The organism is Pseudomonas sp. LTR0, from assembly GCF_036630035.1.
Taxonomy (GTDB): domain Bacteria; phylum Pseudomonadota; class Gammaproteobacteria; order Pseudomonadales; family Pseudomonadaceae; genus Aquipseudomonas; species Aquipseudomonas putida_Y.
Window position 1 is genome coordinate 2,370,821 of the sequence record NZ_CP123734.1, and the last position, 24,162, is coordinate 2,394,982.

Genomic DNA, 24,162 nt, shown 5'->3' on the forward strand with positions numbered 1-24,162 from the left:
GAATGTTCAACGTGGGTATTGAGCGGACCATTGCGCTAGTGTGGCCTGGTAGGGTTTGACAAATTGCTCCTCGGCAAATTTGCCCTGCTCGATTGCCAGGCGGCTGCGCTCTTCCCGGTCGTAGACAATGCGCGTGAGCGAGTAGTCCTGGTTGTTCAGGCTGGGCTGGTAGGCCTTGCCTGCAGGCGAATTGGCGTTGTAGATCTCGGGGCGGTAGATCTTCTGGAAGGTGTCCATGGTGCTGATGGTGCTGATCAGCTCAAGGTCGGTGTAGTCAGCGAGCAAGTCACCGGCAAAATAAAACGCCAGCGGGGCGACGCTGTTCGGTGGCATGAAATAGCGCACCTTCAAGCCCATTTTCTTGAAGTATTCATCTGTCAGCGAGTATTCATCCTGCTGGTATTCAACACCTAGCACAGGGTGCTGATTTTCGGTGCGCAGGTAAGTCCTGCTGCTCGATACGCTCAGGCAGATAACCGGTGGTTTGCTGAAATGCTCCTGGTAGGTTTGCGAGTTGACGAAGCACTTGAACAGGTTGCCATGCAGCTCGCCGAAATGCTCGGGTGTGCTGAAGGTCGACCGATGCTTGTTATGCTCCAGTAACACGACGCTGAAGTCGTAATCGCGTACGTACGAGGAGAAATTGTTGCCTGCCATGCCTTCGAGGCGAGTATTGTTTTTGCGATCGACAATATAGGTTTTCAAGATTTCTATCAGCGGCAGGGCATTGCCATGCTGCGCGTTCTCAAGATTCATTTCCACCGATATGATGTCCAGCTCTACGCGGTAGCGATCATGTTCGGGGTTGTCCCAATGCGCCAGCGCATTGAAACGGTTATTGATCATCGTCAAGGTGTTACGCAGGTTTTGCTGGCGGTTTGCACCCCGTGCCAAATTGGCGAAGTTGGTCGTGATGCGGGTGTTTTCGGCGGGGCGATAATCTTCGTCGAACGCAATGCGCTTGACGGTGAATGTTGGCGCTTTATTCATGGTGACGGCTTCCAGATGCCTGAGTGTGAGCAACTCAGTGCTTGTCAGTTGCATAGGCTGAGTCGTTCACACCGTAATCTTGATGTGTTTGATTGAGGTGTATCCTAGGCGGGGCGCGGCATGAATGATATTGAAGTTATTTCACAGTTTTTTTAGCTCTGCTCATGATGCGTTGCCTGGTCGACTGCGGCATCATGGCTGCCTGGCCTTCACCTCACCCAGGAGACAGCGATGATCAAAACCGGCGATCAATTGCCCGACGTTACCCTTTATCAATACAACAGCGACGCAGGCGCCTGCGCGGTCGGCCCAATGGCCTTTTCCATTCGCGAGCGTTGCAAGCACAAGAAGGTGCTCATCTTCGCGTTGCCGGGCGCGTTCACGCCGACTTGTTCTGAACGTCACGTTCCCGGTTATGTCGCGGCGGCCCCTGCGTTGTTCGCGGCTGGCATTGACGAAATCCTGTGCGTTTCGGTGAACGATGCCTTTGTCATGAACGCCTGGGGCAACAGCTTGCAGGTCGGGGATGCGGTCAAGATGATTGGCGATGGCAATGGCGAATTCAGCGAGGCGCTGGGCCTGACCCAGGACCTTTCGGCACGCGGTTTGGGGCGGCGCTCGCAGCGGTATGCGATGTTGGTCGACGACCAGGTAGTCCAGTACATTGCGGTTGAAAGCCCCGGCAAGTTCGAGGTCAGCGATGCGGACAGCCTGCTGGCTGTGTTGCGCTAGCCATACCTTTCAGGCCTTGCCGACAACGGTTGTCAGGGCTGCCAGAACACTTTTCGAACCGGCCGCTAACAACAAGGTACAGACGGTTGAAACTTCACCAACTCAGGGCGCTGGTCGCCATTCATAACGCAGGCAGCATCCTCGAAGCCTCCAAGCTCATGCACATTACTCAGCCCGCACTGAGCCGTTCGATCAAGGAGCTGGAGCGAGAGGTGGGGTTTACCCTGTTGCAGCGGTCGCACAAAGGCATGGCCCTTACCGACGAAGGCAAGCGTGTCATCCGCCATGCCAACCTCGTGGTAGAGAGCATACGTCGCCTGCAGATCGAAGCGGCGAGCATTCAGGATGCGGCGCTGGGCGCCGTGTCGATCGGGGTTACGTCGTTGACGGCGATGCTCGATGGCGTCGATGAAAGCATTCTGGCCTTTCGGCGCAAGTACCCGCGGGTGAAGATCACCATCACCGACTTGCGCCCCAGTCAGATCCTGCAGCGCTTGCGCGATGGCAGCCTGGACTTTGCCATTACTTCGCAGCAACCGCTGAGTCGGCTGAGCCTGGACTGGGAGGCACTGGGCAGTATCAAGGGCACGGTGATTTGCCACGCGTCGAATCGGCAGAAGTTCAGCCAGTCACTGCGCACCTTGCAATACGCCCCCTGGATCAGCCTGGACGAGTTGTCCGATCAGGCTTCGCAGTTTCACCAATTGTTCGAAGCCAACGGCCTTCGGGTGCCACAGAACACCGTTGAATGCACGTCAGTGATGATGGCGCTGAAGCTGTTGAAGAACACGGAATCGTTGATGACCATCAGCGAACTGGCGGTGGACCAAGGGTTTACCTACGGAATCGATTGCGAGTTCGTCGCCATGGCGGTGCAGGAGTTGATTCCGGATTACCCCATCAATCTGGTCTGCATTGACCGCCACAGCCTCACGGCGCCTGCCCAGGAGCTGTTCCACAGCTTGCGCGGGCAGGTGCTCAAGCAGACCCGCCCCGTGGGGTCAGAAGTGGTAGTACATGCCTAGCGAGACGTTGCTTGGGTTATCGCCCGCCTGATCCACCGGGGTGCCGGCGTAGGTGACCGACGAGGCGCGCTGGTTGGCGATCATGCCGAGGCGTCCATAAAGGGCCCAGCGGGGGTTGATGAAGTGGTCATAGCCGATCATCACTCCCCACGCGTCCTTGTCGCGGGCGCTGACCTGGCGTTGCATCACTGCCAGGCGCAGCACGTCCAGCTCGCCCACCGGCGCCATCATGCCGAAGGTGTAGAGCGTGGTGCTGGGCGTGCCGGCCTGGTCCACGTCCTGACGTTGCCAGGTGAGGCTGGTGGCCAGCGGGCCGAAATCGTAGAACGCCGACAGGCTCTTGAAATCGTTGGCGGTCTGGCGTGAAACGCCGCCGTCGTCCCATGGGTCGCTGTAGTACCGGTTGTAGGAGGCCAGCAACATCACCCGGCTGTTGCGGTACTGCAGCCGGGCGCCACCGCCACGCACGGTGCGCCCAGCGCTGGCGGCATCGTCGAAGCCAAAGCTCAGCGCGGTACCGAGGCTGAAGCCACTGAAGGTCGGGCTGGTGTAGGCCAGGGTGTGCTTGGGGCGCAGGTCAAGGTAAAAGGCGCCCTTGCCGGCGGCAGGCAGGGCCAGGTAGGTGTAGGGCGAGCCATAGGTGGCCAGGAACGGGTCGGCGTAGGTGGGCGTGGCCATGCCGTAGGTCTTGCCGAACTCGAGCTTGCCCAGGGTGCGCGAGCGCAGGGCGACTGTCGCCAGGCGCAGGGTGCCGACGGTATCCCAGGTGCCCTCCAGGGCCTCGCCATTGAGGTTGAAACCCTCCTCGACGTCAAGCTCCACCACGGTATCGGGGTCAAGCGCCTTGCGTGCGTACAGCCCGAGCTTGTTGGTCCAGGCGCCGCCACCGGCCAGCCTGAAACCCGAGTGGTGCTGTGAGTCGTGATAGCTGGCGAATGCATCCACGGTGCCGTACACCTTGAGCGTGTCATCGAAGCCGTAATCCAGCCCGTAATAACCAAAACCCGGCGCAATCCGCGCGAGCGTCGGAAAACCCTCTGCCTCTGCCTGCGCAGCAAGGCAAGCCCCTTGGATCATCAACAGCAACGACGTAATGCGAGTGTTCATTCACGACTCCTGGCCAGCACAGTGATGTGGTGGCGCTAGCGTCGGTGAACAGAACGTTGCAGCGTGATTGCTTATTCGGTCAGGTCATGCCGTTTGGTTAATCAAGGACCGGCGCGGCATGTGGATTGGCGAGCGCATCCGCTTTAGACGGGCTTTGAACAAGCGTCAACGCTGCGCTACGGCTGCTGATTTGTGGGCGTTATTGGGGCCGCGTGCGGAGCAAGGGCGAACTGTGCGCCAGCGCAGGGCAATTTGGCCAACGATCGTTCCGGTTAATTAACCATTGGTTATCCCTATGCCGAAACTGCAAGTGTATTGAGTGCCCGATTGGCTGATATTCGCTGCACGCCGCGATTTGCCAACGGAGATAACAATGATCAGACCGCTCCCCACATCGCCGAGCCTGCAAAAGGGTGCGCATTCAGCCGCGCAGGTATCGTCCTCCCGTAAAACCTTGATCGCCTGCTCCCTGGGCAATGCGCTGGAAATGTACGACTTCACGATCTACAGCTTCTTCGCTGTACTGATCGGCAAGCATTTCTTTCCCTCCGACTCGGCAATGGCGTCATTGTTGATGTCGCTGGCCACCTTTGGTGTCGGTTTTCTGATGCGTCCGGTCGGGGCGATGGTCATCGGTCGCTATGCTGACCGGCATGGACGCAAGGCAGCTTTGAGCCTGACCATCGGGCTGATGACCCTGGGCACCGCAATGATTGCCTTTGCGCCCACGTATTCACAGATCGGGATTTTCGCCACGCTGTTGCTGGTGACCGGCCGGCTCATCCAGGGCATGTCGGCTGGCGGGGAGGTCGGTACCGCGTCAGTGTTCCTGATGGAATCCAGTGCGGTCGGCAATCGCTGCCAGAGCGTCAGCTGGCAGGCCGCCAGCCAGGGCTATGCCGCCTTGGTGGGGGCCGGCTTTGGCCTGGCCCTCAGCCAGTTGCTCGACCCCGCGGCGCTGGAAAGCTGGGGATGGCGCATACCGTTCATTTTTGGCCTGCTGATCGGGCCGGTCGGTTGGTATATACGCACGCGTTTGCCGGAAACTCATGAGGCCGCACCGGCGCAGAAGGGGGAGCAGGGGCTGGATGCCGAACTGCTCAAACGCATCGCCCAAGGCATCGGCCTGATGGCCAGCTCGACCATTGGCATGTACCTGTTCGTGTTCTACATGCCGACCTACCTGACCACGGCCTTGCATTACCCACCCGGCAGCGCCATGGCGATTGCCTGTATCAGTAGCGGCTGCATGGCAGTCATCTGCCCGTTGGCCGGCAAATTCGCCGACAAGTATCAGCTCAGAAAACGCCTGCTGGTGTGGACGGTCGCCGCGCCGGTGGTGTTGACCCTGCCAGTGTTCTATCTGCTTGGGCACGTGCAGCACATGGGCCTGGCCATGATGGGCGTGGCGATCCTGATCTTGCCGACCTGTATCGGTGCCGGTGCGTTCTTCGCGCTGATCATGGAGGGCTTCCCGAAAGCCAGGCGGTCCTTCGGCACCTCGGTCAGCTACAGCCTGGGTGTGACCTTGTTCGGTGGCTTTTCGCCGTTGGTGGCCACCTGGTTGATTGCAGCGCTGGGCACGCCGTTGGCGCCTGCCTACTTTTTGCTGGCCGGCGGTGTTGTAAGCCTGGCCTGCCTCAGGTACTTCCCCGAAAACAAAGGATGCGAGTGATATGGGTATTTTGCAGAGCAATCAAACACCGGGCTCAGCCGCCGAGCTGGAAGAGTTCGTCATGCTGCGCCGGCAGATCCACGCTGCGCCGGAAATTGGCGGCGACACCCCGGATACGGCGGCCCTGGTAGCCGACAAGCTGCAAGCTTTGGGCTACGAAGTGCATCGCAATGTGGGCGGGCATGGTGTGGTCGGCGTGCTGAAAGTGGGGGACAGCCCGCGCAGCATCGGTTTGCGTGCAGACATGGACGCACTGCCCATGGGCGAAAAGAATGCGTTTGCGCATGCCAGCAAGATCCCCGGCCGCATGCATGCCTGTGGCCATGACGGGCATACCGCGATCCTGCTGGCAGCCGCTGCGCAACTGGCGGCTACACGCCAGTTCAACGGCACGTTGAACGTGATATTCCAGCCCGACGAGGAAGGCCTGGCGGGGGCCAAGGCGATGATCGACGACGGCCTGTTCGAGCGCTTTCCGTGCGACTCGGTGTATGCGCTGCATAACATGCCCGGCCTGCCGGTGGGCACTTGCGTGGTGCAGGCGGGGCCAACCATGGCGTCCTCCGAGCGTGTCAGCATTCGGATTACCGGCAAAGGCGGGCATGGGGCGATGCCGGAACTGTCGGTAGACCCGGTGATGGCGTTGAACAGCCTGATCAGTGGTATCCAGACCATCAAGTCGCGCAACCTCAGCGTCGAGGACTACGCCGTGATCAGCATCGGCATGATCCAGGCCGGCACTGTCTACAACATCATCCCTGACGAGGCCTGCATGTTGCTGAGCGTGCGCACCGACACGGCCCAGACCCAGCAGAAGATCAACAGCCGCATTGACGCCCTGGCCAAGGGGCACGCTGAAAGCTTTGGCGTGGAGATCGACGTGCAATTCACCCAACTGGCGCCCGCCTTGTGCAACAGCGATGACGAAAGTGCGTTGCTGCGTGAAAGCCTGAGGCCGTTGTTCGCCGACGGCGCGCTGCTGGACAAGATGCCCAAGAAGGTCATGGGCACCGAAGACTTTGCCTACATGTTGCAGGCGCGGCCTGGCTGTTACTTCATGCTGGGCAATGGCACGGGCGAGTTCCATGGTTGCTCGGTGCATAACCCCCACTACGATTTCAATGATGCGTTGGTGAAGATTGGCGCTGATTGTTGGGTGAAGTGGGTTCAGGACTATCTGCGTTGACCCTGCGTCATCTGCGCTGGAATGGTCTACGCTCTCAGCCGAAGCGCGTCGTTACAGGCTTCATCCCGATATCGTCGCTCTGGCGATTCACACCGACGGACCATGCTCGGTCCAAAGAGGGTGCTGCAATGGCGACTATCGACACCGAGAACCTTGCAAAGGGGCTGCAGCAGGTTGAAGCCTGCTGGCAGGCGTATACCTTGTCACAGCGGCTTGTCGAAGGCCTTGAGGGCATCGACCTGAGCAGTGCCATTGAAACCGCCAACCGCGATTTCACAAGGTTTCAGAACCAGTGCCAGCTTTTTTATGCCGAAGTGCGCAAGAGGGCAGCCGATGCGGACAAACTGGAGAGCGACATGGCACTGTATCCCCATTACTTTCAGTGACACCTGATTGAACGTCGCGCTGTGCCCGGGTTCTGACAAGCAAAGGGTACGGCGAGGACGCTTTCATGAGCATCGAACGCAACATTCCCGGGCTTGAAGCCTGGTACGCCCAGTACGACGACATCAGTTACCGGCGCGAGTCACCGGATGCCTACCACCATGAACTGCTCCGCACTGCCGAGGCCCTGCGCGACGACGGTGCCATCGACTGGGACGACTGGTTGGCGCTCAAGGCGCTGGCCGATGAAGCGCATATCCGCGCGCTGGAAGATGCCGTGCAGGCCCATGTGAGCGACCCGGACGCATGAAAGCGCTGAAGATTGCCACCTTCAACATCAATGGCATCCGCAGCCGTCTGCCGGCGCTCTTGGCCTGGCTGGAGCGGGAGCAACCTGACATCGCCTGCCTGCAGGAGCTGAAGGCGGCCGATCAGCAGTTCCCTCGTGCGGAGCTTGAGGCGGCAGGCTATGGCAGCCTTCATCATGGGCAACCGTCATGGAACGGCGTGGCCATTCTGGTGCGGGGCAGCGATCCGCTTGAGGTTCGCCGCGGCTTGCCCGGCATGGAAGAGGACGGCCAGAGCCGCTATCTGGAAGCTGCGGCACACGGGGTATTGGTCGCGTGCCTCTACGTGCCGAACGGCAACCCGCAGCCCGGGCCCAAGTTCGATTACAAGCTGCACTGGTTCGAATGCCTGATCAAGCATGCACGCAGCCTCTATGAAAGTGGCCACCCCACGCTGCTGGCAGGGGATTTCAATGTCGTGCCCACTGACATGGACATCTATAACCCGCGTTCCTGGATGAAGGACGCATTGCTGCAACCTGAGTCGCGAGCGTGTTACCAACGACTGCTTGACCAGGGCTGGCTCGATGCCATACGCCATCTGTACCCGGACGAGCGTGTCTACACCTTCTGGGACTATTTCCGTAACCACTGGGCGCGCAATGCCGGGTTGCGAATCGATCATCTGTTGCTCAACCCCGAGCTTGCGCCTTATCTGAAACGGGCGGGTGTCGATGCGTGGGTGCGTAACGAGGCCAAGGCCAGCGACCATGCACCCGTCTGGATCGAGCTGGGTACGCGTCGTGCTCGGTCATAGTCAATCCAGCACATGAACGAATGCCTGGCTGATGCGCTTCGACGGTAGTCGACTTCAGATTGCATTCAGATTCGGCCCTGATAATTCCCTCCGTCGCACCCAGGCGGGGAAATTTCATGACTCAATCTCATCAATGGCACAGTTTGCTTCCGTTACCCATCGGTAGCCATGCCGATCATCAGGCGCATCTTTCTCTTCACCTCAGCGACGATCAAGGGCGCGGCGAGCTGGAGCACTTCATCCACGAGCGCTTTGCCAGCGTGCACCAGGCGGATGTGCAGCATTACCTGCCGGAACTGCTTGCCTTGCAGGGTAGCCACGGTCGCCTGATCGCGGCGGCAGGCATGCGACCGGCCAGCGAAGGGCCGCTCTTCCTTGAGCGGTATCTGGACGAGCCTCTGGAATCTGCTGTTTCACGGGTAACCGGTGCCTCACCGGATCGCAACTGCATGGTAGAAGTAGGCAACCTGGCCTCGCTCAGCGCCGGCAGCGCTCGAATAATGATCATCGCCGTGACGTGGTTGCTGGCCATGCGCGGTTTGGAGTGGGTGGCATTCACGGGCGCCGCGACACTGTTCAACAGTTTCCGGCGACTGGGGCTGGTGCCCACTGTTCTGGCCTCAGCGGATCCTGCTCGCATGCAGGGCCAAGTGGACCAGTGGGGGACCTACTACGACCAGCGACCACAGGTATTTGCCGGCAACATAGGCTTTGGCTTCGATGCCCTGAAACAGGCGGGCATGTTCGAGCGGCTTGGGTTTCCCATGTTAGCCCTGGAGACCGGCCATGCGGCATGAACTGACTGCCTTTCAGGCACTGTTGCGCCAGCACGCCGTGGAACATCCTGACGCCGTGGCCGTCCAGGGAGATGCGCAGCGTTACACCTACCAGCAACTGCTTGACGAAGTCGAATCTCGCGCGGCCAGCCTGCGCAACCAACCTGCGGGAACCTTCGCCGTGGTGCTGGATAACGGGCCCGAAGCGCTATTCTGGGATCTGGCGGCGCTGTTCGCTGAACGTGCCAGTGTGATAGTGCCGTCGTTTTTCAGCGCAGCCCAGTTCCAGCACTGCTTGCAGCAAAGCGGAGTGACGGCGGTCGTGTGCGAGGCGCAGTGGGCTGATCAGCTCACTGCGCTTGGCTTTGACCAGCAGGCACCAGCGAATGTCTGGCTGCGTGACAGTGTTGCCGCCCCGGCGCTGCCTGAGGGCACTGCCAAGATCACTTACACCTCCGGTAGCACCGGCACGCCCAAAGGCGTGTGCCTGAGCGCTGAAACCATGCTGCGTGTGGCGCATGAGCTGGAGGCCGCCAGCCGCCCAGCCGAGCCGCAGCGATACCTGGCGGTACTGCCACTGGGGGTTTTGCTGGAAAACCTGGGCGTCTACGCCGCGCTCATGGCTGGCGCTTGTGTGCAGCTCTACCCGCAGCAGCAGTTGGGGATGGGAGGGGCAAGCCAGGTCGACTTCAAGCGCCTGCTGGGCGCAATCGCCCTCAGTGGTGCGCAGAGCCTGATCCTGGTGCCGCAGCTGCTGATGGGGTTGGTGACAGCGATCGAGCGTGGCCTGATGCGGGTCGGCCCACTGCGTTTGGTGGCGGTAGGCGGTGCTCGGGTATCGCCAAGCCTGCTCGCGCGGGCCGAGGCGGTCGGTTTGCCGGTGTTCGAAGGTTACGGCTTGTCCGAGTGCGCCTCGGTAGTGGCGCTCAACCGCACAGGGGCTGTACGCCCGGGGAGCGTTGGCAAGCCGTTGCCGCATGTGCAGGTGCGCATCGCCGAGGATGGCGAAGTTCTGGTGGCCGGCTCGATATTGCTGGGCTACCTGGGAGAGCCGGCTGTAACCGGGCAGTGGTGGGCAACAGGCGATGTAGGCCACCTCGATGAGGAGGGCTACCTGTATCTGGATGGCCGCAAGAAGCACCAGTTCATTACCAGCTTCGGGCGCAACGTCAACCCGGAGTGGGTGGAAGCCGAGCTGAGCCAAAGTGGCGTGATCGCCCAGGCTTTCGTGCATGGCGAAGCCCTGCCAAACAACCTTGCCTTGCTCTGGCCCCTGGATCCCGGCATCAGCGACGAGGCCATCGAACAGGCCGTACAGCAATGCAACGCGCGGTTGCCCGATTACGCCCGGGTACACGCCTGGCGCCGTTTACCTGTGCCTCTGAGCACGCTTGACGAAACCTTGACTGCCAATGGCCGCCCGCGACGTGAGGCGATCTTGCAGCGTTACCACACCCTGTTATCCGACATCTCGTTGTGAGGTTCACAATGTCCTTTTTCGACACCCTGCAAGTACAAACCGCCCAAGAGCGTCAGGCGCTGTTCGCCGTACCGGTGATCCGCGAGGCCCTGGCCGGCCAGGTCAGCCTGGACAGCTACGTCGCGTTCCTGACTCAGGCTTATTACCATGTGCGCCATACCGTGCCGCTGATGATGGCCTGTGGGGCACGATTGCCGCTACGGCTGGAGTGGCTGCGCGGCGCGGTCTGCGAATACATCGAGGAGGAATACGGCCACGAACAGTGGATCCTCAACGACATCAAAGCGTGCGGCGGTGACTGGGAGGCCGTGCGCGATGGCCAGCCGGTGCAATCCATCGAGCTGATGGTTGCCTACCTGTACGACTTGATCGCACGCGGCAACCCGGTCGGGTTGTTCGGCATGGTCAACGTGCTCGAAGGCACCAGCATCGCCCTGGCCACCCAGGCGGCGGGCGTTATCCAGAACACATTGGCACTGCCTGACCAGGCGTTCAGCTACCTTAGCTCGCACGGTGCGCTCGATCAGGACCACATGGTGACCTACAAACAGTTGATGGACCGCCTCGACGATGCCGGTGACCAGCAGGCCGTCCTCCACGCGGCCAAGGTCGTCTACCGCTTGTATACCGAGATGTTCCAGGGCTTGCCGCGTGTCGGGCAGCAAGAGGTGCACCATGCGTTTGGCTGAGTCCGTGGTGATCCTCACCGGCGCCAGTGGGGGCATAGGCCTGGAACTGGCTGAACAGCTCTGCGCTGCCGGTGCCCAGGTGTTGGCGGTCAGCCGGCATATGGGCAAGCTGGCTGGCCTGATGAACCGGTACCCTGATCGTCTGCGCTGGCAGGAAGCCGACCTGCGCAGCCAGTCAGGGCGCGAACACGTCATCGAGCGGGCACGCGAGATGGGGGCTGTCAATGTGCTGATCAACGCGGCTGGCGTGAATCGCTTCGCTCTGCTCGACCAGCTGGATGAGCATGCGCTGGACGAGCTATTGGACATCAATCTGAAGGCGCCTTTGCAACTGACACGCGCCTGCCTGCCGTTGCTGCGCGCTCAGCCCAAGGCGTTGGTGGTCAATGTCGGGTCAACCTATGGCTCGATCGGCTACCCCGGCTACGCCACCTACTGCGCCAGCAAGTTTGCGCTGCGTGGTTTTTCGGAAGCGCTGCGCCGCGAGTTGGCCGATACCACGGTGAACGTGCTGTATGCCGCCCCAAGGGCAACCCGTACAACGATGAACAGCAGCGCCGCGACTGCGCTCAATCAAGCGCTGAAAGTTGGCATGGACGACCCTGCGGACGTCGCTCGTGCTGTGCTTCAGGCGGTGCAATCCGAGCGCACCGAGCTTTATCTGGGGTGGCCGGAAAAGCTCTTCGTGCGTATCAACGGCATGTTGCCGGGCATGGTCGATCGCGCACTGCGCAAGCAACTGCCTGTCATTCGCCGCTATATCGGCAGCCATTCCAAGGAGTCGAACAAATGAAGCGTCTGTTCATTGCCAGCTTGCTGGCATTCGCACCCTTCACCTGGGCTTTGGACCAGGCAGGCAGCCAGCGCCTGAGCGATTTGCAGCAGCGCTGGGCGCAGATTCAGTACCAAATGCCCAAGGACAAGCGTGCCGACGCCTTCGAAAAGCTGGCAGGCGATGCAGCAACATTTGTTCATCAGTATCCCGGCACACCTGAACCCTTGATCTGGGAGGGCATCATCAACAGCAGTTGGGCGGGGGCGACGGGTGGCCTCAGTGCACTGGGCAAGGTCAAGGCGGCGAAAGCCAGCCTGGAGCAGGCCATGAAGCTGGAGCCCAGCGCGCTGCAAGGTTCGGCCTACACCAGCCTGGGTACGCTGTATGATCAGGTGCCAGGCTGGCCTATCGGTTTCGGTGATACCGAAATGGCCGACAAGATGCTGCGCAAAGCCTTGCAGATCAACCCCAACGGTATCGACAGCAACTATTTCTGGGCTGATCATCTGTATCGGCAGAAGCGCTACCCTGAAGCTACCGCAGCCCTGCAGAAAGCCTTGCAGGCACCGCCCCGGCCGGGGCGTGAGTTGGCTGACCAGGGCCGGCGTGCCGATATCGATGCTTTACTCAAGGCCATCAAGGACAAACAGGACTGAACATGCGGCTGTTGCTGGTTGAGGATGACATTGCACTGGGGGAGGGGATTTGCGACGGCTTACGCCAGGAGGGGTACACCCTCGACTGGTTGTGTGACGGTGTCAGTGGCTTGCATGCGCTGCAACACGAGACCTTCGACCTGCTGATCCTGGATCTTGGATTGCCCCGTATGGATGGCATCGAGCTACTCAGGCGATTACGCGCAGGCGGCGACAGCTTGCCGGTGCTGATCCTCACCGCGCGGGATGCTCTCGATGATCGCATTGCCGGCCTGGATGCCGGCGCCGATGATTACCTGGTCAAGCCTTTCGACCTCAACGAGCTCAAGGCGCGCTTGCGCGCCTTGCTGCGGCGCAGCGTAGGGCGCGCCAAGGTGCTGATTGAGCATGCCGGGGTCAGCCTGGACCCGGCCACCCAGCAAGTGCACTACAATGGCGTCGAAGTTGTGCTCACCCCCAAAGAGTATGTGCTGCTGCATGAGTTGCTGGCACATCCCGGCAAGGTATTCACGCGTGAACGCCTGACTCAACTGCTGTATGGCTGGGATGAAGAGCCGGAGAGCAACACGCTGGAGGTGAACATCTACCACCTGCGCAAGAAGCTGTTCAACGGCCTGATTCGCACGGTGCGCGGCATTGGCTATCTGGTCGAGGTCAAGGCATGAGCTCGCTACGCCAGCGTACGCTGTGGCGTGTGATGCTCTTGCTGCTACTCGGCACCGGCCTGCTTGCGCTCTATAACTACCATGACAGCAGCCACGAAATTAACGAGGTGTATGACGCGCATCTCGCCCAGAATGCGCGTTTGCTGCAAGGCGTCATGAGCATGCCGGTACAAGAGGGCTCGCGTGAGGCGCTGTATCAGGCCTTCAACGATGCCTTGGGCAAAGCGGGGCGGCACCAGGTGGGCCACCCTTACGAAAGCAAGCTGGCGTTCCAGGTCTGGGGTGAAGGCATGGCATTGCTGGTACATACACCCAGTGCGCCGTCAATTGACCCACCACCCACTGCTCCAGGGTTCTACGACTTTTCCAGTGGTGGTGAACAATGGCGCGGTTTCGTTTTGCCGGTGCCGGAAAAACACTGGCTTATCTGGGTGGGTGAGCGTGATGATGTGCGCTACGACCTGATCGACCGCATCGTTCGCCACACGCTGTTCCCGTTCCTGCTTGGCAGCCTGGCATTGGCACTGCTGGTGTGGGCTGCGATCGGCTGGGGGCTACGGCCACTGCAGAACATGGCCAATGTCATCCGCAGGCGCCATGCCGATTCGCTGGAGCCGCTGCAACTGGTACCGCTTCCCACTGAACTGGAGCCCATGCAGGCGGCCATCAATCGCCTGCTGGCGCAAATCGACGATCTGCTGCGACGTGAACATCGCTTCATTGCCGATGCTGCCCACGAAATGCGTACGCCTCTGGCCGTACTGCGGCTGCACGCGCAGAACGCGCTGGCCGCCAGCAATGATGCCGAGCGCGAGAAAGCCTTGGGCTTTCTTGTGGGCGGGGTCGATAGGCTGACACGGGTGGTCAACCAGTTGCTGACATTGGCCCGCGTTGAGCCAAAACTGGGGCAGCGAGCCAGCACCCGGGTCGACCTTGCCGAAGTCGTCACCGAAACCCTGGCTGAACTGGCGCCATGGATACTGGACCGTGGCCTGGAACCCTCGCTGGACATCGACGAAGGGGACCACCACCTGCAGATCGACGCTGGCGCGCTGGGCATTGCGCTACAGAACCTTGTGTCCAACGCGGTAGAACACTCACCGCCTGGTGGGCGCATAGCCGTGTCACTGCGGCGCCTGGACAGCAGCGTCGAACTGGTCGTCGAGGATGAAGGGACGGGTATCGATGAGGAGAGCCTGTCCCGTGTATTCGAACGCTTTTATAGCCGCAATAGCCCAAATGGTGCTGGCCTCGGGCTCTCCATCGTCGCGACCATCATCGGCCGCATGGGTGGGCAGGTACGTCTTGAAAACAGATCGGCTGGCGGGCTGGCCGCTACCCTGTCGTTTCCACTGTCTTGAACCGAGGTTGCTTCAGATTGATCGCTGATTGACCCGCTCAGATAGCTGCTCGGCGCTTTCCTTGCGTTCTGAATATCGGTCCACCAGGAATGCCTGACGGTCGCGTAGCAGGACGGTGAACTTCACCAGCTCCTCCATGACATCAACCACCCGATCGTAGTAGGGCGATGGCTTCATCCGTCCGGCGTCGTCGAACTCCAGATAAGCCTTGGGAACCGAAGACTGGTTCGGGATGGTGAACATCCGCATCCAGCGGCCCAGCACGCGCAACTGGTTGACCACGTTGAACGACTGCGAGCCGCCGCACACCTGCATCACGGCCAGGGTCTTGCCTTGGGTGGGACGCAGCGCACCCAGCGCCAAGGGAATCCAGTCAATCTGTGCCTTGAACACCGCCGACATCGCCCCATGGCGCTCCGGCGAGCACCACACCTGGCCTTCTGACCACTGCACCAGGTCACGCAGCTCCTGCACTTTGGGATGCTCCACGGGTACATCGTCAGGCAGCGGCAGGCCCGACGGGTCGAAGGTGCGGGTTTCGGCACCGAGGTGCTCCAGTAGGCGTGCGGCTTCTTCTACCAGCAAGCGACTGAAGGAGCGTTCTCGGGTAGACCCGTACAGCAGCAGGATACGTGGTTTGTGTTCGCTGGTCGGGGTTGCCGAAGGCGGCAGGTCGAACAGCGTGAGGTCGAGGTTAGGCAGTTGCTCGGACATGTATTTTTCCTGTTCAAAGCGAGCCGATGCGATCCAGCGCGTGCTTGAGCTGCGCGCGGTCGAGTTGATCGAACGGCAGTGCGAAGAAGGCCTGGCAGCGAGATTCGATGCGGGCCAGTGTGGCCCGGAACGCCGCATCGACCGAAGCTTCGTCACCCACGACATCGGACGGGTCTTCCAGCCCCCAATGCGACTTCAGCGCAGGGCCGAAATACACCGGGCAGGCTTCGCCCGCGGCCTTGTCGCAGACGGTGATGACGATGTCAGGCGGGTTGCCCTCGAACGCATCGTTGCCTTTGCTGCTCAGGCCCTTGGTCGAGATATTGGCTTGCTGCAACGTGCTCAGGCTGCGTGGCAACACCTGGCCCTTGGGGAAGCTGCCAGAGCTGACCGCCTCGAAACCGGGCGGTGCCAGGTGGTTGAACATTGCTTCGGAAAGGATGCTGCGGCAGCTGTTGGCCGTGCACATGAACAGGACTCGCATGGAGGGCTCCTCCGCTGGGTGGCGAACGTCAGAGGCTCAGGCGCAGTGCCAGAGCAGAAAGGGTGATCAGCAAAACCGGTACCGTGAGCAGCAGGCCGACCTTGAAGTAGTAACCCCAGGTGATGCGCATGCCTTTACGCGCCAGCACATGCAGCCAAAGCAGCGTGGCGAGGCTGCCGATCGGGGTGATTTTCGGGCCAAGGTCGCAGCCGATGACATTGGCGTAGATCATCGCCTCACGTACCAGGCCCTCTGCGCCGCTGGCCTGGATCGACAATGCGCCGATCAGCACGCTGGGCATGTTGTTCATGACTGAGGACAGCAGCGCGGAGATCAACCCGGTGCCAATGGCCGCGCTCCACAGTCCCTGCCCGGCAAGCCAGTCCAGCAGATGGGTGAGCATGTCCGTAAGGCCGGCGTTCTTCAGGCCGTACACCACCAGGTACATGCCCAGAGAAAAGATCACCACCTGCCACGGCGCTTCCCGCAGCACGCGACGGGTTGAGATGCGGTGACCACGAGCGGCCACGGCAAAGAGGATTGCGGCGCAGACGGCGGCCACCGCACTGATCGGGATGCCCAGAGGTTCCAGTACGAACAGGCCTGCAAGCAACACCAGCAGCACCCACCAACCGACTTTGAAGGTGGCGTGGTCATGAATTGCCTCGCTCGGCGCCTTCAGCGCATCGAGCGCGTACTGCTTGGGGATATCACGACGGAAAAACAGAAAAAGCACCAGCAGGGTGGTCGCCACGCTGGCGATATTCACCGGCACCATCACCGATGCGTATTCGGCGAAGCCCAGGCCGAAGTAGTCGGCGGAGACGATGTTGACCAGGTTGGAAACCACCAGCGGCAGGCTTGCCGTGTCGGCAATGAAGCCTGCTGCCATGACAAAGGCCAGTGTCGCAGCAGGTGAGAAGCGCAGCGCGAGCAGCATCGACATGACGATGGGGGTGAGGATCAGCGCCGCACCGTCGTTGGCGAACAGGGCCGATACAGCGGCGCCGAGCAGTACGCAGAAGGCGAACAGGCGGTAGCCACCGCCGTTTGCCCAGCGCGCCACATGCAATGCGGCCCATTCGAAGAAACCTGCCTCATCCAGCAGCAAGCTGATGATGATGATCGCGATGAACGTGGCGGTGGCGTTCCAGACAATGGCCCATACGACAGGGATGTCATGCAGCGAAACCACGCCTGTAGCCAGGGCAATGAGGGCGCCTAGCGCGGCGCTCCAGCCAACCCCGAGCCCCTTGGGCTGCCAGATGACCAATATGAGGGTGAATACGAAGACAGCAATGGCGGGCAGCATGAATATCTCGCTTGGTGATGATCAGCAGCAGGCCGAATCACGAACGGGGCGGCCGTCCATGTTCTTCAGCCGAAGGGCGTTGTCTGCCAGCCATTGCGAATTGGCTTGCAAGGTGACCTGCAGCATCTCGTGAACCCAGGAAGGCAGCTCCGGATTCAAGCGGTAATACACCCACTGGCCCTGACGGCGGTCCAGCAGCATGCCATTGCTGCGCAGTTGTGCCAGGTGGCGACTGATCTTGGGCTGGCTGTCGTCCAGCGCGCACATCAGTTCGCAGACGCACAGTTCGCCCAGGCTGGCGATAAGCAGGGTGGCGCGAGCGCGGGTTTCGTCAGAGAGGCTCTTGAAGACATCGGGCGGGGTGATCATGGGTGTGCCTGCACATATGGAAAGCCGAATATACGTATTACCATATGTTCAGGCAAGCATTCTTGGGCGTGGGCGCATGCAGCCCAGCATGGCCATGGCCCCTCCGGTCGACAAAAGCAGGGTTTTGGCAGGCTTCAGGCCCTGATGGCAATGCAGGGTGTATAGTGCCTGCTCGGGTGACTGTCGTTCAGTGGCTCATAACCGAGATGCCAACATGTCCCAGACGTACCCCAACGCCGCCCAAAAAGCCCATGTGCGCATCTGCGAGCAGGTCGAGGCCTTCCTTCAGCATGGCGGCCGCATTCAGCAGGTAGCGATCGGTGTCACCGGTTACTCTGAAGGTGTCTCCAGGGCGCAATGGAAAAAAGGGCGCACTGCAAAGCCTTGAGAATGCCGGCAGCCGCCGTGAAACGTTCCTTTCAGGTAATGGTTCACGGCTTGTGCATTCGCGAAGCGGAGTACGGGGTGGTCATGAAAGCTGAGCCTTGCCTCGGAACCGGAACGCTATCAGAAGCCTTCCAGAACAATCTTGCCGCGTGCTTTCCCGCTCTCGATCAAGGCGTGAGCGCGTTTGAGGTGCTCGGCGTTGATGGTGCCGTAGTGCTCGCCGAGGGTAGTCTTGAGCACCCCATCATCGACCAGCTGTGAAATGCGATCGAGTAGTTGATGCTGCTTGATCATGTCCTCGGTCTGGTACAGCGAACGGGTGAACATGAGCTCCCAGTGCAGGGAAAGGGATTTGCGCTTGAGCGGCATGACATCCAGTTGCGCCGGGTCGTCGATCAGCGCGAGCTTGCCTTGTGGACGAAGCACTTCGACCAGTTGGGGGAGGTAGGTGTCGGTATGGGTCAGGCTGATCACATGATCGACCGGGTCCAACTTGAGCGCTTCCAGTTGATGGGGGATCGGTTTGGTGTGATCGATGACATGATGCGCCCCCAGCTCCTTGACCCAGGCTTGGGTTTCAGGCCTTGAAGCGGTGCCGATGACAACCAGCTGTGTGAGTTTGCTGGCGAGCTGGACCAGGATCGAGCCCACCCCGCCGGCGGCTCCGATCACCAGAAGGCTTTGGCCCTGGCCCCCGTTTTCCTCAATACCCAGGCGGTCGAACAGTAGCTCCCATGCGGTGATGGAAGTAAGGGGCAGGGCTGCGGCACTGGCGTTGTCCAGGCTGCGGGGTTTGTGTCCGACGATACGCTCGTCCACCACATGGCGCTCGCTGTAGCTGCCAGCACGGTCGATGGCACCGGCGTAGAAAACCTCATCGCCAGGTTGGAACAACGTGACCTCTGGCCCAACCTCGCGAACAACGCCAACCGCATCCCAGCCGAGAACCTGTGGTTGCTCACCGCCGCGGCTCGCGCGGATTTTCGTGTCGACCGGGTTGACAGCAATGGCCTTTACCTCGACCAGCAGATCCCGGGCTCCCGGCTTGGGTTCGGGCAACTGCGCGTCATACAACGACTGCGGGTCCTGGATCGGCAAACCGGGTTGGGTGTAAACGACAGCCTTCATTGGCGCAACCTCTTGGGTAGGGGAAAAGTGAGCTCAGGCTAGTCGTTTCGATTAAGGCGATAAACTGGCCAAATAGCGCAAGACTTTCCCTCCTTCAGTGAAAATGGTGTGAGGCGCTCGTTACCAAGTGTAAGCGCCTCACGCGCAACCGTCAGATGGCGCTGTACCGCGGTGCAAGCTGGTTGCTGGATAATTGGCCGAACAAGGCCTGGCGGGCAGCTTCGTATTGGTCGAAGGCTTGCAGATCTTGCATTGACGGCAAGGAGATCAGCACCCCGTTGTCGAAGTCCTGCAGCGCACCGTCCACCAAGTCCTGGGCCGACATCACGATGCCGGGGTCGAGGTTTTCGACCGGTAAGCCGCCGATTTGCCAGAAATCAGTGGCGGTGGCCCCGGGCAGTACCGCCTGCACCTGCACCCCCTTGCCTGCCAGCTCCTTGTTCAAGGACTGGGTGAACGCAGTGACGTACGCCTTGCTGCCGCCGTAGACGCCGTTGAGCAGTTCTGGCGCCAGGCTGACGATGGACGAGATATTGATGATCGCCCCCCGCTCACGCGCCACAAAGCCAGGTACAGCCGCATAGGTCAGGCGGGTGAGGGCGGTCACGTTCAGGCTGATCATTTCGGCCATGCGCTCGACATCGCTTTCCAGCAGGCTGGTATGGGTGCCGATGCCGGCGTTGTTCACCAGCATGCTGATGCTGGCATCTTCGCGCAGTTTGCGTTCTACCTTGGCAAGGTCATCTGTATTGGCCAGGTCGGCCGGGAACACTTCCACATTCTGCCGGGTTTCGGTGGTGAGCCGGCCCGCCAATGCGTTAAGGCGTTCCCGGTTGCGGGCCACCAGTACCAAGTCATAACCGCGGCGTGCCAACTGCTCTGCGTAGAGCGAACCGATGCCGGTGGAAGCGCCGGTGACAAGCGCGGTGCCTTTGAATGCCTGTGCCATGGTGATACTCCGTTGCTTTGAGTGGGTGGAGCCATGATGCAGAAGACGGTTATTGTCTTAAAGGACGTATATGGTAGTGTTTCAGGACATTGCTAAGTGGGGTTCAACCATGCACCGGGTTGGCTATTTGTTAACCGAAGGCTTTCAGATCATGTCCCTGGCAACGCAAACCGTGTTCGAGTTTGCCAACATCGTCGCCGGCAAAGCGGTTTACAGGCTCGAGAACTTTTCTGTCGGTGGCGGCACGGTGCGCTCCTCGTTGGGGATGTCTGTCGAGACGCTGCCTTTGGCCGCCCCTGGTCTGGCTGACACCTGGATGGTGACGGGTACGCTGACGCCGTTGACACCGCCTGGTGAAGAGGTGCTGGCCAGCGTGCGGGGCTTCGTCGACGCTGCGCGGCGCACTGCGGGTCTTTGCACCGGCTGTTTCGTACTGGCGCAGGCCGGGGTGCTGGATGGGCGGCGTGCTACAACCCACTGGGCCTACGCGAACAAGTTGCGTGAGTTGCACCCGGAAATCGACGTCGAGGAAGACCGGATCTTCATCGTCGATGGGTCGATATGGACGTCCGCCGGCATGACCGCCGCCCTGGACATGGCCCTGGGCATGGTGGAAAAGGATCTGGGCAACGAGATAGCCAGGTCGGTGGCGCACAAGATGGTCATGCATCAACGCCGTTCTGGTGGGCAGTCGCAACACTCCGAACTGTTGTCGCTGTCGCCCAGGACTGACCGTATCCAGAGCGCGCTGGATTACGCGCGCGGTCACCTCAGCCGCCCATTGAGCGTGGAAGAGCTGGCCCAGGTGGCGCACCTGAGCCCTCGGCAGTTCACCCGTGTATTCACTGCCGAGACCGGGCAATCACCCGCCAAGGCCATCGAGGGCCTGCGGCTCGAGGCTGCCCGGCTGATGATCGAGCAGAGCCGGCACAGCCTGGAGGTGGTGGCCAAGGAAACCGGGTTCAGGGACCGCCGGCACATGCGCGAGGTGTTCATCCGTGGGTTTGGCGTCCCTCCTCAGGCGGTGCGAAGGGATGCTCGGCAAGTGTGACCTGCGCTTTCGTTGAGGCGCTTTTATTCTTGCGCCATCCCCTCAGGTTCATGACACACAACGCAAGCTGCAGCACAATCAAAGCCCAGGCCTGGGCATGCCACCCCCAGACTGACCACAGTATGTTGCTGGCGATAAAACAGCAGAAGCCCACCATGCGCCGTCCTGGACGGTGCGACCCGATACACCAGGCTGCCACCACCGTGACCAGCATGGCCGGCCACTCCAGCAAGTCGATCCAGCTCTCCATCGAAGCGAGTCCCAAACATTAATCCATGGCGCCAGGCCGGGTCGATCGTGCCCGACCTGGCCTGGCGCCTTTGATTCACGCGGCCCGTTGCTCACCCTTCAGTAGTTTTTTCTGGGCTTGCATGGCGAGCCCCAGCTCGTCCAGTTGGTCTTTTCCGAGCAGCTTTTTCGCGGTGGGGAAGAGCTCTTCTTCCTCTTCCTCGATGTGATGCTCAAGCAGCTCCTTCATCACCTTGACCCGACCGGCGAATTCAAGGGTGCCTGTTTGCGTATGTAGCAGATCGGGCAGCACCAGGGCGTCGACAGTCCGGTGTTCTTCCTTGGCTTCGTAATACATCTTGGCTTCCTCTTTACCACCGGCTTTCTTGATTGCCGGGTAGAGAATGTCCTCCTCCAGAGCGGTGTGGATCTGCAGTTCCTGCTCGATGCGATGCAGCAGTTCGGCGCGCTTCTTTACGGCACGCTCTGTGGTCGCACTGAGCTCTTCCAACAGCTTCTTGACCAATTTATGGTCTTGAACCAGCAGGTCGATAGCATTCATGGTGTCACCTCGTCGCGGGCGAATGAAAAATGGCTTGCATGGAGTTGAGTGGCAGTGGGCGGCAGGGTTCAATGGCGATGACGTCTGGCAGGGTGCGCTTCAGGGGCGGGGCTTGATACCGCTCTGCCAGAGGCACCGAGGCCCGCGTCAGCAGGCCCCGGCAGCACTTTCACAGAATAGGTTTGCCCCCTGTCACGGCGTAGCGCGAACCCGAGATGTAGCTGGCTTCATCGGACCCCAGCAAGACATAGATTGGCGCCACCTCGACAGGTTGACCCGGCCGCCCCATCGGGTAACCGGAACCGAAATTTCTCACCGCCTCATCAGGCATGGTGGCCGGTATCAGCGGTGTCCAGATCGGGCCGGGCGCGACGCTATTGACGCGAATGCCCTGCTTGCCCAGCAATTGCGCAAGGCCTGCAGTGAAATTGGCAATGGCCCCTTTGGTGGCCGCATAGGCCAACAAGCTGGGTGACGGGTCGTCAGAGTTGACCGAGCTGGTGTTGATGATCGAGCCGCCTTTTGGCATCGAGGGCAAAGCGCGTTGGCAGATGCGGAAAATGGCGGTGATGTTGGTATCGAAGGTCTTTACCCATTCATCGTCGTCAATGTCGTCCAGGCTTTCATGGGCCATCTGGAACGCGGCATTGTTGACCAGGATATCGATGCGACCAAACTGCGCCACGGTCTTGTCGACGATGTCATGGCAATGCTGTTTCTGTGCCAGGTCGCCGGGCAGCAGCAGGCACTGGCGGCCAGCCGCTTTGACCCAGCGCGCTGTTTCCTGCGCATCTTCGTGTTCATTCAGATAGGCAATGGCTACGTCAGCGCCTTCCCGGGCATAGGCAATCGCTACCGCACGGCCGATGCCGCTGTCAGCACCAGTTATCAAAGCAATCTTGCCTTCGAGGCGATTGTTGCCGGTGTAGCTCTGCTCGCCACAGTCCGGATACGGCTCCATCCTGCGCTGGGAACCTGGAACGCTTTGCGGTTGGGAGGCGAATGGAGGGGTAGGGTAGTCGCTCATGCTGGAAGCTCCTGCAGGTTGAAACGCTCATTTCCGTTCGAAAGGCGCGGCAAGCCAGTGTTGAAGTGGATCTTCGTGCTGAGCGACGAGCGGTTGATGCACCCACTTCCAGTGAATTTTTACCAACCGCCTGGCTCTACCGCTGACGGGGCTTGCTGGCATGGGTGAGGCCCACGTTATCAAGGAGCCTGCAGTGCCTCGAATCATCACGCCTTCCACGCCGGAACATGAGATCGACCAGACGAATGAAAGGATGTTCGGTACGCCCAAGGAGCGGCTGGATTTCTATCGGCGCGAAATTCAGTATGAGACCACCATCCTGGCCAACCGCACTGACGCTTATCTTGCTGCCCAGTCGTTCCTGGTGATTGCCTATGTGTCATCGATGGGCAACCTGAACCCAGGCTGGGGCGAGATGTTCACCTTGATGGTGCCGGCTTTTCTCGCACTGCTCGGCGTGCTCAGTACACTGAACGCCTGGCCTGGCATCCGCGCGGCCTTCCGGATTATCGAGCACTGGCAGATGAAGCAGAGCCACCTGCTGCGCAGCGAGCCGATGATGGGCCTTGCCTATGACGAGTCGCCACTGTTCTGCGAGGCCGAGACCTCTCAGGCAGGGCACCGTAAATCGCTGCTGTTTTCCTTGCGCACGCCCTGGATTTTCCTGTGTTTCTGGGTTTTGCTGGGCAGCTATTCGGTTTTCATCCAGCTGGCGTGATCAGCGCGTGCTGGCCGGTGCCATGGGCGACCAGCACGCGCTGAAGAGAATCAGGCTCAGCCTGCCAATGCCTTGATCAACTGCTCATTGAACGCGGGGATGTCATCCGGCTGGCGGCTGGTGATGAGGTTGCCATCGACCACCACTTGTTCATCCAGCCACGTACCGCCCGCATTACGAATGTCATCTTGCAAGGTTTTGTAGCTGGTCATTCGCTTGCCTTTGGCCAACCCGCTCGATATCAGCAACCACGCGCCATGGCAGATAACCGCCAGCGGCTTGCCGGCCGCATCGTGGCTTTTAACCAGCTTCTGCGCGCCGGGAATCAAGCGAATCGTGTCCGAATTCTGCACACCGCCGGGCAGCACCAGGGCATCGTAGAGGTCAAGCTGCGCACTGTCGAAAGTCGCATCCACGCTGAACGCGTCGGCAGGTTCGTCATGGTTCCAGCCACGTACCGTGCCTTCTTTCTCGCTCAGGATATCGACCACTGCGCCGCTGTTTTCCAACGCTTCACGCGGGCCGGTCAGTTCCACCTGTTCAAAGCCATCGGTGACCAGAAAGGCCACGCGCTTGCCGTTCAATTGTGCACTCATCATTCTCTCCTCGTGCTGATAGGCCTTTCATA

29 protein-coding genes are annotated in these 24,162 nt (G+C 60.5%); 17 read left to right on the plus strand and 12 right to left on the minus strand.

Annotation, left to right across the window (positions count from 1 at the left end; translation table 11 throughout):
- Positions 1–6: 6 nt before the first annotated feature.
- Positions 7–990, minus strand: a complete 984-nt coding sequence (locus tag QCL51_RS10860) for a DUF1852 domain-containing protein (RefSeq protein ID WP_338444836.1) — start codon at positions 988–990, stop codon at positions 7–9.
- 231 nt (positions 991–1,221) lie between these two features.
- On the opposite strand from QCL51_RS10860, the gene QCL51_RS10865 reads away from it, so the two are divergent.
- Both QCL51_RS10865 and QCL51_RS10870 read left to right on the plus strand, forming a co-directional pair.
- Positions 1,222–1,722 carry a peroxiredoxin gene (locus QCL51_RS10865; RefSeq protein WP_338444837.1) on the plus strand — a complete coding sequence of 167 codons (501 nt, stop codon included), beginning with the start codon at positions 1,222–1,224 and terminating at the stop codon, positions 1,720–1,722.
- 86 nt (positions 1,723–1,808) lie between these two features.
- A complete protein-coding gene (locus QCL51_RS10870; protein WP_338444838.1) occupies positions 1,809–2,747 on the plus strand; it encodes a LysR family transcriptional regulator in 939 nt (312 codons plus the stop codon).
- Here the strand turns inward: QCL51_RS10870 and QCL51_RS10875 are convergent.
- On the minus strand, positions 2,724–3,854 hold the full coding sequence (locus QCL51_RS10875; protein ID WP_129932153.1) for a porin: 1,131 nt from the start codon (positions 3,852–3,854) through the stop codon (positions 2,724–2,726). The genes QCL51_RS10870 and QCL51_RS10875 overlap by 24 nt on opposite strands.
- Before the next feature lie 373 nt (positions 3,855–4,227).
- Between QCL51_RS10875 and QCL51_RS10880 the strand changes: the two genes are divergently transcribed.
- The 12 genes from QCL51_RS10880 to QCL51_RS10935 all read left to right on the plus strand — a co-directional run bounded on the left by QCL51_RS10880 (position 4,228) and on the right by QCL51_RS10935 (position 14,605).
- Entirely contained in the window at positions 4,228–5,529 is a 1,302-nt protein-coding gene (locus QCL51_RS10880) for an MFS transporter (RefSeq protein ID WP_103462399.1), read from the plus strand.
- Between the two features lies 1 nt (position 5,530).
- Positions 5,531–6,715: a M20 aminoacylase family protein gene (locus QCL51_RS10885; protein WP_275966639.1), complete on the plus strand. Its 1,185-nt coding sequence runs from the start codon at positions 5,531–5,533 to the stop codon at positions 6,713–6,715.
- A 128-nt stretch (positions 6,716–6,843) separates the two neighbouring features.
- Entirely contained in the window at positions 6,844–7,101 is a 258-nt protein-coding gene (locus QCL51_RS10890; RefSeq protein WP_021782259.1) for a hypothetical protein, read from the plus strand.
- Positions 7,102–7,166: 65 nt separating this feature from the next.
- A complete protein-coding gene (locus QCL51_RS10895) occupies positions 7,167–7,409 on the plus strand; it encodes a hypothetical protein (protein ID WP_338444839.1) in 243 nt (80 codons plus the stop codon).
- Complete coding sequence (gene xth / locus QCL51_RS10900; RefSeq protein ID WP_338444840.1) at positions 7,406–8,203, plus strand: exodeoxyribonuclease III; 798 nt, start codon at positions 7,406–7,408, stop codon at positions 8,201–8,203. Before QCL51_RS10895 ends, xth begins: the two co-directional genes overlap by 4 nt.
- Positions 8,204–8,319: 116 nt before the next feature.
- Positions 8,320–9,000, plus strand: a complete 681-nt coding sequence (locus QCL51_RS10905; RefSeq protein ID WP_028697243.1) for a thermostable hemolysin — start codon at positions 8,320–8,322, stop codon at positions 8,998–9,000.
- Positions 8,990–10,459 (plus strand): AMP-binding protein, encoded by a 1,470-nt coding sequence (locus tag QCL51_RS10910; protein WP_338444841.1) that lies wholly within the window; start codon positions 8,990–8,992, stop codon positions 10,457–10,459. Before QCL51_RS10905 ends, QCL51_RS10910 begins: the two co-directional genes overlap by 11 nt.
- Before the next feature lie 8 nt (positions 10,460–10,467).
- Entirely contained in the window at positions 10,468–11,148 is a 681-nt protein-coding gene (locus tag QCL51_RS10915) for an iron-containing redox enzyme family protein (RefSeq protein ID WP_021782265.1), read from the plus strand.
- Positions 11,135–11,941: an SDR family oxidoreductase gene (locus QCL51_RS10920; protein ID WP_103462402.1), complete on the plus strand. Its 807-nt coding sequence runs from the start codon at positions 11,135–11,137 to the stop codon at positions 11,939–11,941. Before QCL51_RS10915 ends, QCL51_RS10920 begins: the two co-directional genes overlap by 14 nt.
- Entirely contained in the window at positions 11,938–12,579 is a 642-nt protein-coding gene (locus QCL51_RS10925; RefSeq protein ID WP_325950863.1) for a hypothetical protein, read from the plus strand. Before QCL51_RS10920 ends, QCL51_RS10925 begins: the two co-directional genes overlap by 4 nt.
- Before the next feature lie 2 nt (positions 12,580–12,581).
- Positions 12,582–13,244, plus strand: a complete 663-nt coding sequence (locus QCL51_RS10930) for a response regulator (protein WP_021782268.1) — start codon at positions 12,582–12,584, stop codon at positions 13,242–13,244.
- Positions 13,241–14,605, plus strand: coding sequence for an ATP-binding protein (locus QCL51_RS10935; RefSeq protein ID WP_021782269.1), 1,365 nt, complete (start codon positions 13,241–13,243; stop codon positions 14,603–14,605). Before QCL51_RS10930 ends, QCL51_RS10935 begins: the two co-directional genes overlap by 4 nt.
- Before the next feature lie 12 nt (positions 14,606–14,617).
- On the opposite strand, the gene arsH is transcribed toward QCL51_RS10935, so the two are convergent.
- From arsH to QCL51_RS10955, 4 genes are read right to left on the minus strand one after another with little or no spacing between them, the layout of a single operon-like run.
- Positions 14,618–15,319: an arsenical resistance protein ArsH gene (gene arsH / locus QCL51_RS10940; RefSeq protein WP_103444544.1), complete on the minus strand. Its 702-nt coding sequence runs from the start codon at positions 15,317–15,319 to the stop codon at positions 14,618–14,620.
- A gap of 13 nt (positions 15,320–15,332) precedes the next feature.
- Positions 15,333–15,803, minus strand: coding sequence for an arsenate reductase ArsC (locus QCL51_RS10945; protein ID WP_021782271.1), 471 nt, complete (start codon positions 15,801–15,803; stop codon positions 15,333–15,335).
- A gap of 28 nt (positions 15,804–15,831) precedes the next feature.
- Complete coding sequence (locus QCL51_RS10950) at positions 15,832–17,115, minus strand: arsenic transporter (RefSeq protein ID WP_103462403.1); 1,284 nt, start codon at positions 17,113–17,115, stop codon at positions 15,832–15,834.
- Positions 17,116–17,136: 21 nt separating this feature from the next.
- A complete protein-coding gene (locus QCL51_RS10955) occupies positions 17,137–17,484 on the minus strand; it encodes a metalloregulator ArsR/SmtB family transcription factor (protein ID WP_021782273.1) in 348 nt (115 codons plus the stop codon).
- A gap of 214 nt (positions 17,485–17,698) precedes the next feature.
- Here QCL51_RS10955 and QCL51_RS10960 point away from each other — a divergent pair, with 214 nt between their 5' ends.
- The gene (locus tag QCL51_RS10960) at positions 17,699–17,872 is read left to right on the plus strand and encodes a hypothetical protein (protein ID WP_021782274.1); all 174 of its coding nucleotides are present in this window, start codon (positions 17,699–17,701) and stop codon (positions 17,870–17,872) included.
- A gap of 119 nt (positions 17,873–17,991) precedes the next feature.
- Here the strand turns inward: QCL51_RS10960 and QCL51_RS10965 are convergent, their stop codons facing one another.
- Together QCL51_RS10965 and QCL51_RS10970 are read right to left on the minus strand one after the other, a co-directional pair.
- On the minus strand, positions 17,992–18,999 hold the full coding sequence (locus tag QCL51_RS10965) for a zinc-binding alcohol dehydrogenase family protein (RefSeq protein WP_325950867.1): 1,008 nt from the start codon (positions 18,997–18,999) through the stop codon (positions 17,992–17,994).
- Between the two features lie 151 nt (positions 19,000–19,150).
- Positions 19,151–19,948: an SDR family oxidoreductase gene (locus QCL51_RS10970; RefSeq protein WP_323600685.1), complete on the minus strand. Its 798-nt coding sequence runs from the start codon at positions 19,946–19,948 to the stop codon at positions 19,151–19,153.
- Between the two features lie 109 nt (positions 19,949–20,057).
- On the opposite strand from QCL51_RS10970, the gene QCL51_RS10975 reads away from it, so the two are divergent.
- Complete coding sequence (locus tag QCL51_RS10975; protein ID WP_325950869.1) at positions 20,058–20,999, plus strand: GlxA family transcriptional regulator; 942 nt, start codon at positions 20,058–20,060, stop codon at positions 20,997–20,999.
- Here the strand turns inward: QCL51_RS10975 and QCL51_RS10980 are convergent.
- From QCL51_RS10980 to QCL51_RS10990, 3 genes are all read right to left on the minus strand, one after another.
- Positions 20,941–21,249: a hypothetical protein gene (locus tag QCL51_RS10980; RefSeq protein WP_103444543.1), complete on the minus strand. Its 309-nt coding sequence runs from the start codon at positions 21,247–21,249 to the stop codon at positions 20,941–20,943. The two genes, QCL51_RS10975 and QCL51_RS10980, sit on opposite strands and share 59 nt — an antisense overlap.
- 75 nt (positions 21,250–21,324) lie before the next feature.
- Positions 21,325–21,789: a hemerythrin domain-containing protein gene (locus tag QCL51_RS10985; protein ID WP_021782279.1), complete on the minus strand. Its 465-nt coding sequence runs from the start codon at positions 21,787–21,789 to the stop codon at positions 21,325–21,327.
- Between the two features lie 169 nt (positions 21,790–21,958).
- Positions 21,959–22,816 (minus strand): glucose 1-dehydrogenase, encoded by an 858-nt coding sequence (locus QCL51_RS10990; protein WP_103444542.1) that lies wholly within the window; start codon positions 22,814–22,816, stop codon positions 21,959–21,961.
- A gap of 193 nt (positions 22,817–23,009) precedes the next feature.
- Here QCL51_RS10990 and QCL51_RS10995 point away from each other — a divergent pair, with 193 nt between their 5' ends.
- Positions 23,010–23,534 (plus strand): hypothetical protein, encoded by a 525-nt coding sequence (locus tag QCL51_RS10995; protein WP_021782281.1) that lies wholly within the window; start codon positions 23,010–23,012, stop codon positions 23,532–23,534.
- A 56-nt stretch (positions 23,535–23,590) separates the two neighbouring features.
- Here QCL51_RS10995 and QCL51_RS11000 read toward each other — a convergent pair whose 3' ends face one another.
- Entirely contained in the window at positions 23,591–24,130 is a 540-nt protein-coding gene (locus QCL51_RS11000; protein WP_028697242.1) for a type 1 glutamine amidotransferase domain-containing protein, read from the minus strand.
- Between the last annotated feature and the right edge of the window lie 32 nt (positions 24,131–24,162).

What these genes read in the sequence shown, in the direction of transcription:
- QCL51_RS10980 (WP_103444543.1), bottom strand. Translation starts at nt 21,249, where the DNA reads ATGGAGAGCTGGATCGACTTGCTGGAGTGGCCGGCCATGCTGGTCACG.
- arsH (WP_103444544.1), bottom strand. Translation starts at nt 15,319, where the DNA reads ATGTCCGAGCAACTGCCTAACCTCGACCTCACGCTGTTCGACCTGCCG.
- QCL51_RS10895 (WP_338444839.1), top strand. Translation starts at nt 7,167, where the DNA reads ATGAGCATCGAACGCAACATTCCCGGGCTTGAAGCCTGGTACGCCCAG.
- QCL51_RS10930 (WP_021782268.1), top strand. Translation starts at nt 12,582, where the DNA reads ATGCGGCTGTTGCTGGTTGAGGATGACATTGCACTGGGGGAGGGGATT.
- QCL51_RS10985 (WP_021782279.1), bottom strand. Translation starts at nt 21,789, where the DNA reads ATGAATGCTATCGACCTGCTGGTTCAAGACCATAAATTGGTCAAGAAG.
- QCL51_RS10920 (WP_103462402.1), top strand. Translation starts at nt 11,135, where the DNA reads ATGCGTTTGGCTGAGTCCGTGGTGATCCTCACCGGCGCCAGTGGGGGC.
- QCL51_RS10925 (WP_325950863.1), top strand. Translation starts at nt 11,938, where the DNA reads ATGAAGCGTCTGTTCATTGCCAGCTTGCTGGCATTCGCACCCTTCACC.
- QCL51_RS10885 (WP_275966639.1), top strand. Translation starts at nt 5,531, where the DNA reads ATGGGTATTTTGCAGAGCAATCAAACACCGGGCTCAGCCGCCGAGCTG.
- xth (WP_338444840.1), top strand. Translation starts at nt 7,406, where the DNA reads ATGAAAGCGCTGAAGATTGCCACCTTCAACATCAATGGCATCCGCAGC.
- QCL51_RS11000 (WP_028697242.1), bottom strand. Translation starts at nt 24,130, where the DNA reads ATGAGTGCACAATTGAACGGCAAGCGCGTGGCCTTTCTGGTCACCGAT.
- QCL51_RS10990 (WP_103444542.1), bottom strand. Translation starts at nt 22,816, where the DNA reads ATGAGCGACTACCCTACCCCTCCATTCGCCTCCCAACCGCAAAGCGTT.
- QCL51_RS10975 (WP_325950869.1), top strand. Translation starts at nt 20,058, where the DNA reads ATGCACCGGGTTGGCTATTTGTTAACCGAAGGCTTTCAGATCATGTCC.
- QCL51_RS10935 (WP_021782269.1), top strand. Translation starts at nt 13,241, where the DNA reads ATGAGCTCGCTACGCCAGCGTACGCTGTGGCGTGTGATGCTCTTGCTG.
- QCL51_RS10910 (WP_338444841.1), top strand. Translation starts at nt 8,990, where the DNA reads ATGCGGCATGAACTGACTGCCTTTCAGGCACTGTTGCGCCAGCACGCC.
- QCL51_RS10955 (WP_021782273.1), bottom strand. Translation starts at nt 17,484, where the DNA reads ATGATCACCCCGCCCGATGTCTTCAAGAGCCTCTCTGACGAAACCCGC.
- QCL51_RS10915 (WP_021782265.1), top strand. Translation starts at nt 10,468, where the DNA reads ATGTCCTTTTTCGACACCCTGCAAGTACAAACCGCCCAAGAGCGTCAG.
- QCL51_RS10950 (WP_103462403.1), bottom strand. Translation starts at nt 17,115, where the DNA reads ATGCTGCCCGCCATTGCTGTCTTCGTATTCACCCTCATATTGGTCATC.
- QCL51_RS10960 (WP_021782274.1), top strand. Translation starts at nt 17,699, where the DNA reads ATGTCCCAGACGTACCCCAACGCCGCCCAAAAAGCCCATGTGCGCATC.
- QCL51_RS10875 (WP_129932153.1), bottom strand. Translation starts at nt 3,854, where the DNA reads ATGAACACTCGCATTACGTCGTTGCTGTTGATGATCCAAGGGGCTTGC.
- QCL51_RS10860 (WP_338444836.1), bottom strand. Translation starts at nt 990, where the DNA reads ATGAATAAAGCGCCAACATTCACCGTCAAGCGCATTGCGTTCGACGAA.
- QCL51_RS10905 (WP_028697243.1), top strand. Translation starts at nt 8,320, where the DNA reads ATGACTCAATCTCATCAATGGCACAGTTTGCTTCCGTTACCCATCGGT.
- QCL51_RS10890 (WP_021782259.1), top strand. Translation starts at nt 6,844, where the DNA reads ATGGCGACTATCGACACCGAGAACCTTGCAAAGGGGCTGCAGCAGGTT.
- QCL51_RS10965 (WP_325950867.1), bottom strand. Translation starts at nt 18,999, where the DNA reads ATGAAGGCTGTCGTTTACACCCAACCCGGTTTGCCGATCCAGGACCCG.
- QCL51_RS10880 (WP_103462399.1), top strand. Translation starts at nt 4,228, where the DNA reads ATGATCAGACCGCTCCCCACATCGCCGAGCCTGCAAAAGGGTGCGCAT.
- QCL51_RS10970 (WP_323600685.1), bottom strand. Translation starts at nt 19,948, where the DNA reads ATGGCACAGGCATTCAAAGGCACCGCGCTTGTCACCGGCGCTTCCACC.
- QCL51_RS10945 (WP_021782271.1), bottom strand. Translation starts at nt 15,803, where the DNA reads ATGCGAGTCCTGTTCATGTGCACGGCCAACAGCTGCCGCAGCATCCTT.
- QCL51_RS10865 (WP_338444837.1), top strand. Translation starts at nt 1,222, where the DNA reads ATGATCAAAACCGGCGATCAATTGCCCGACGTTACCCTTTATCAATAC.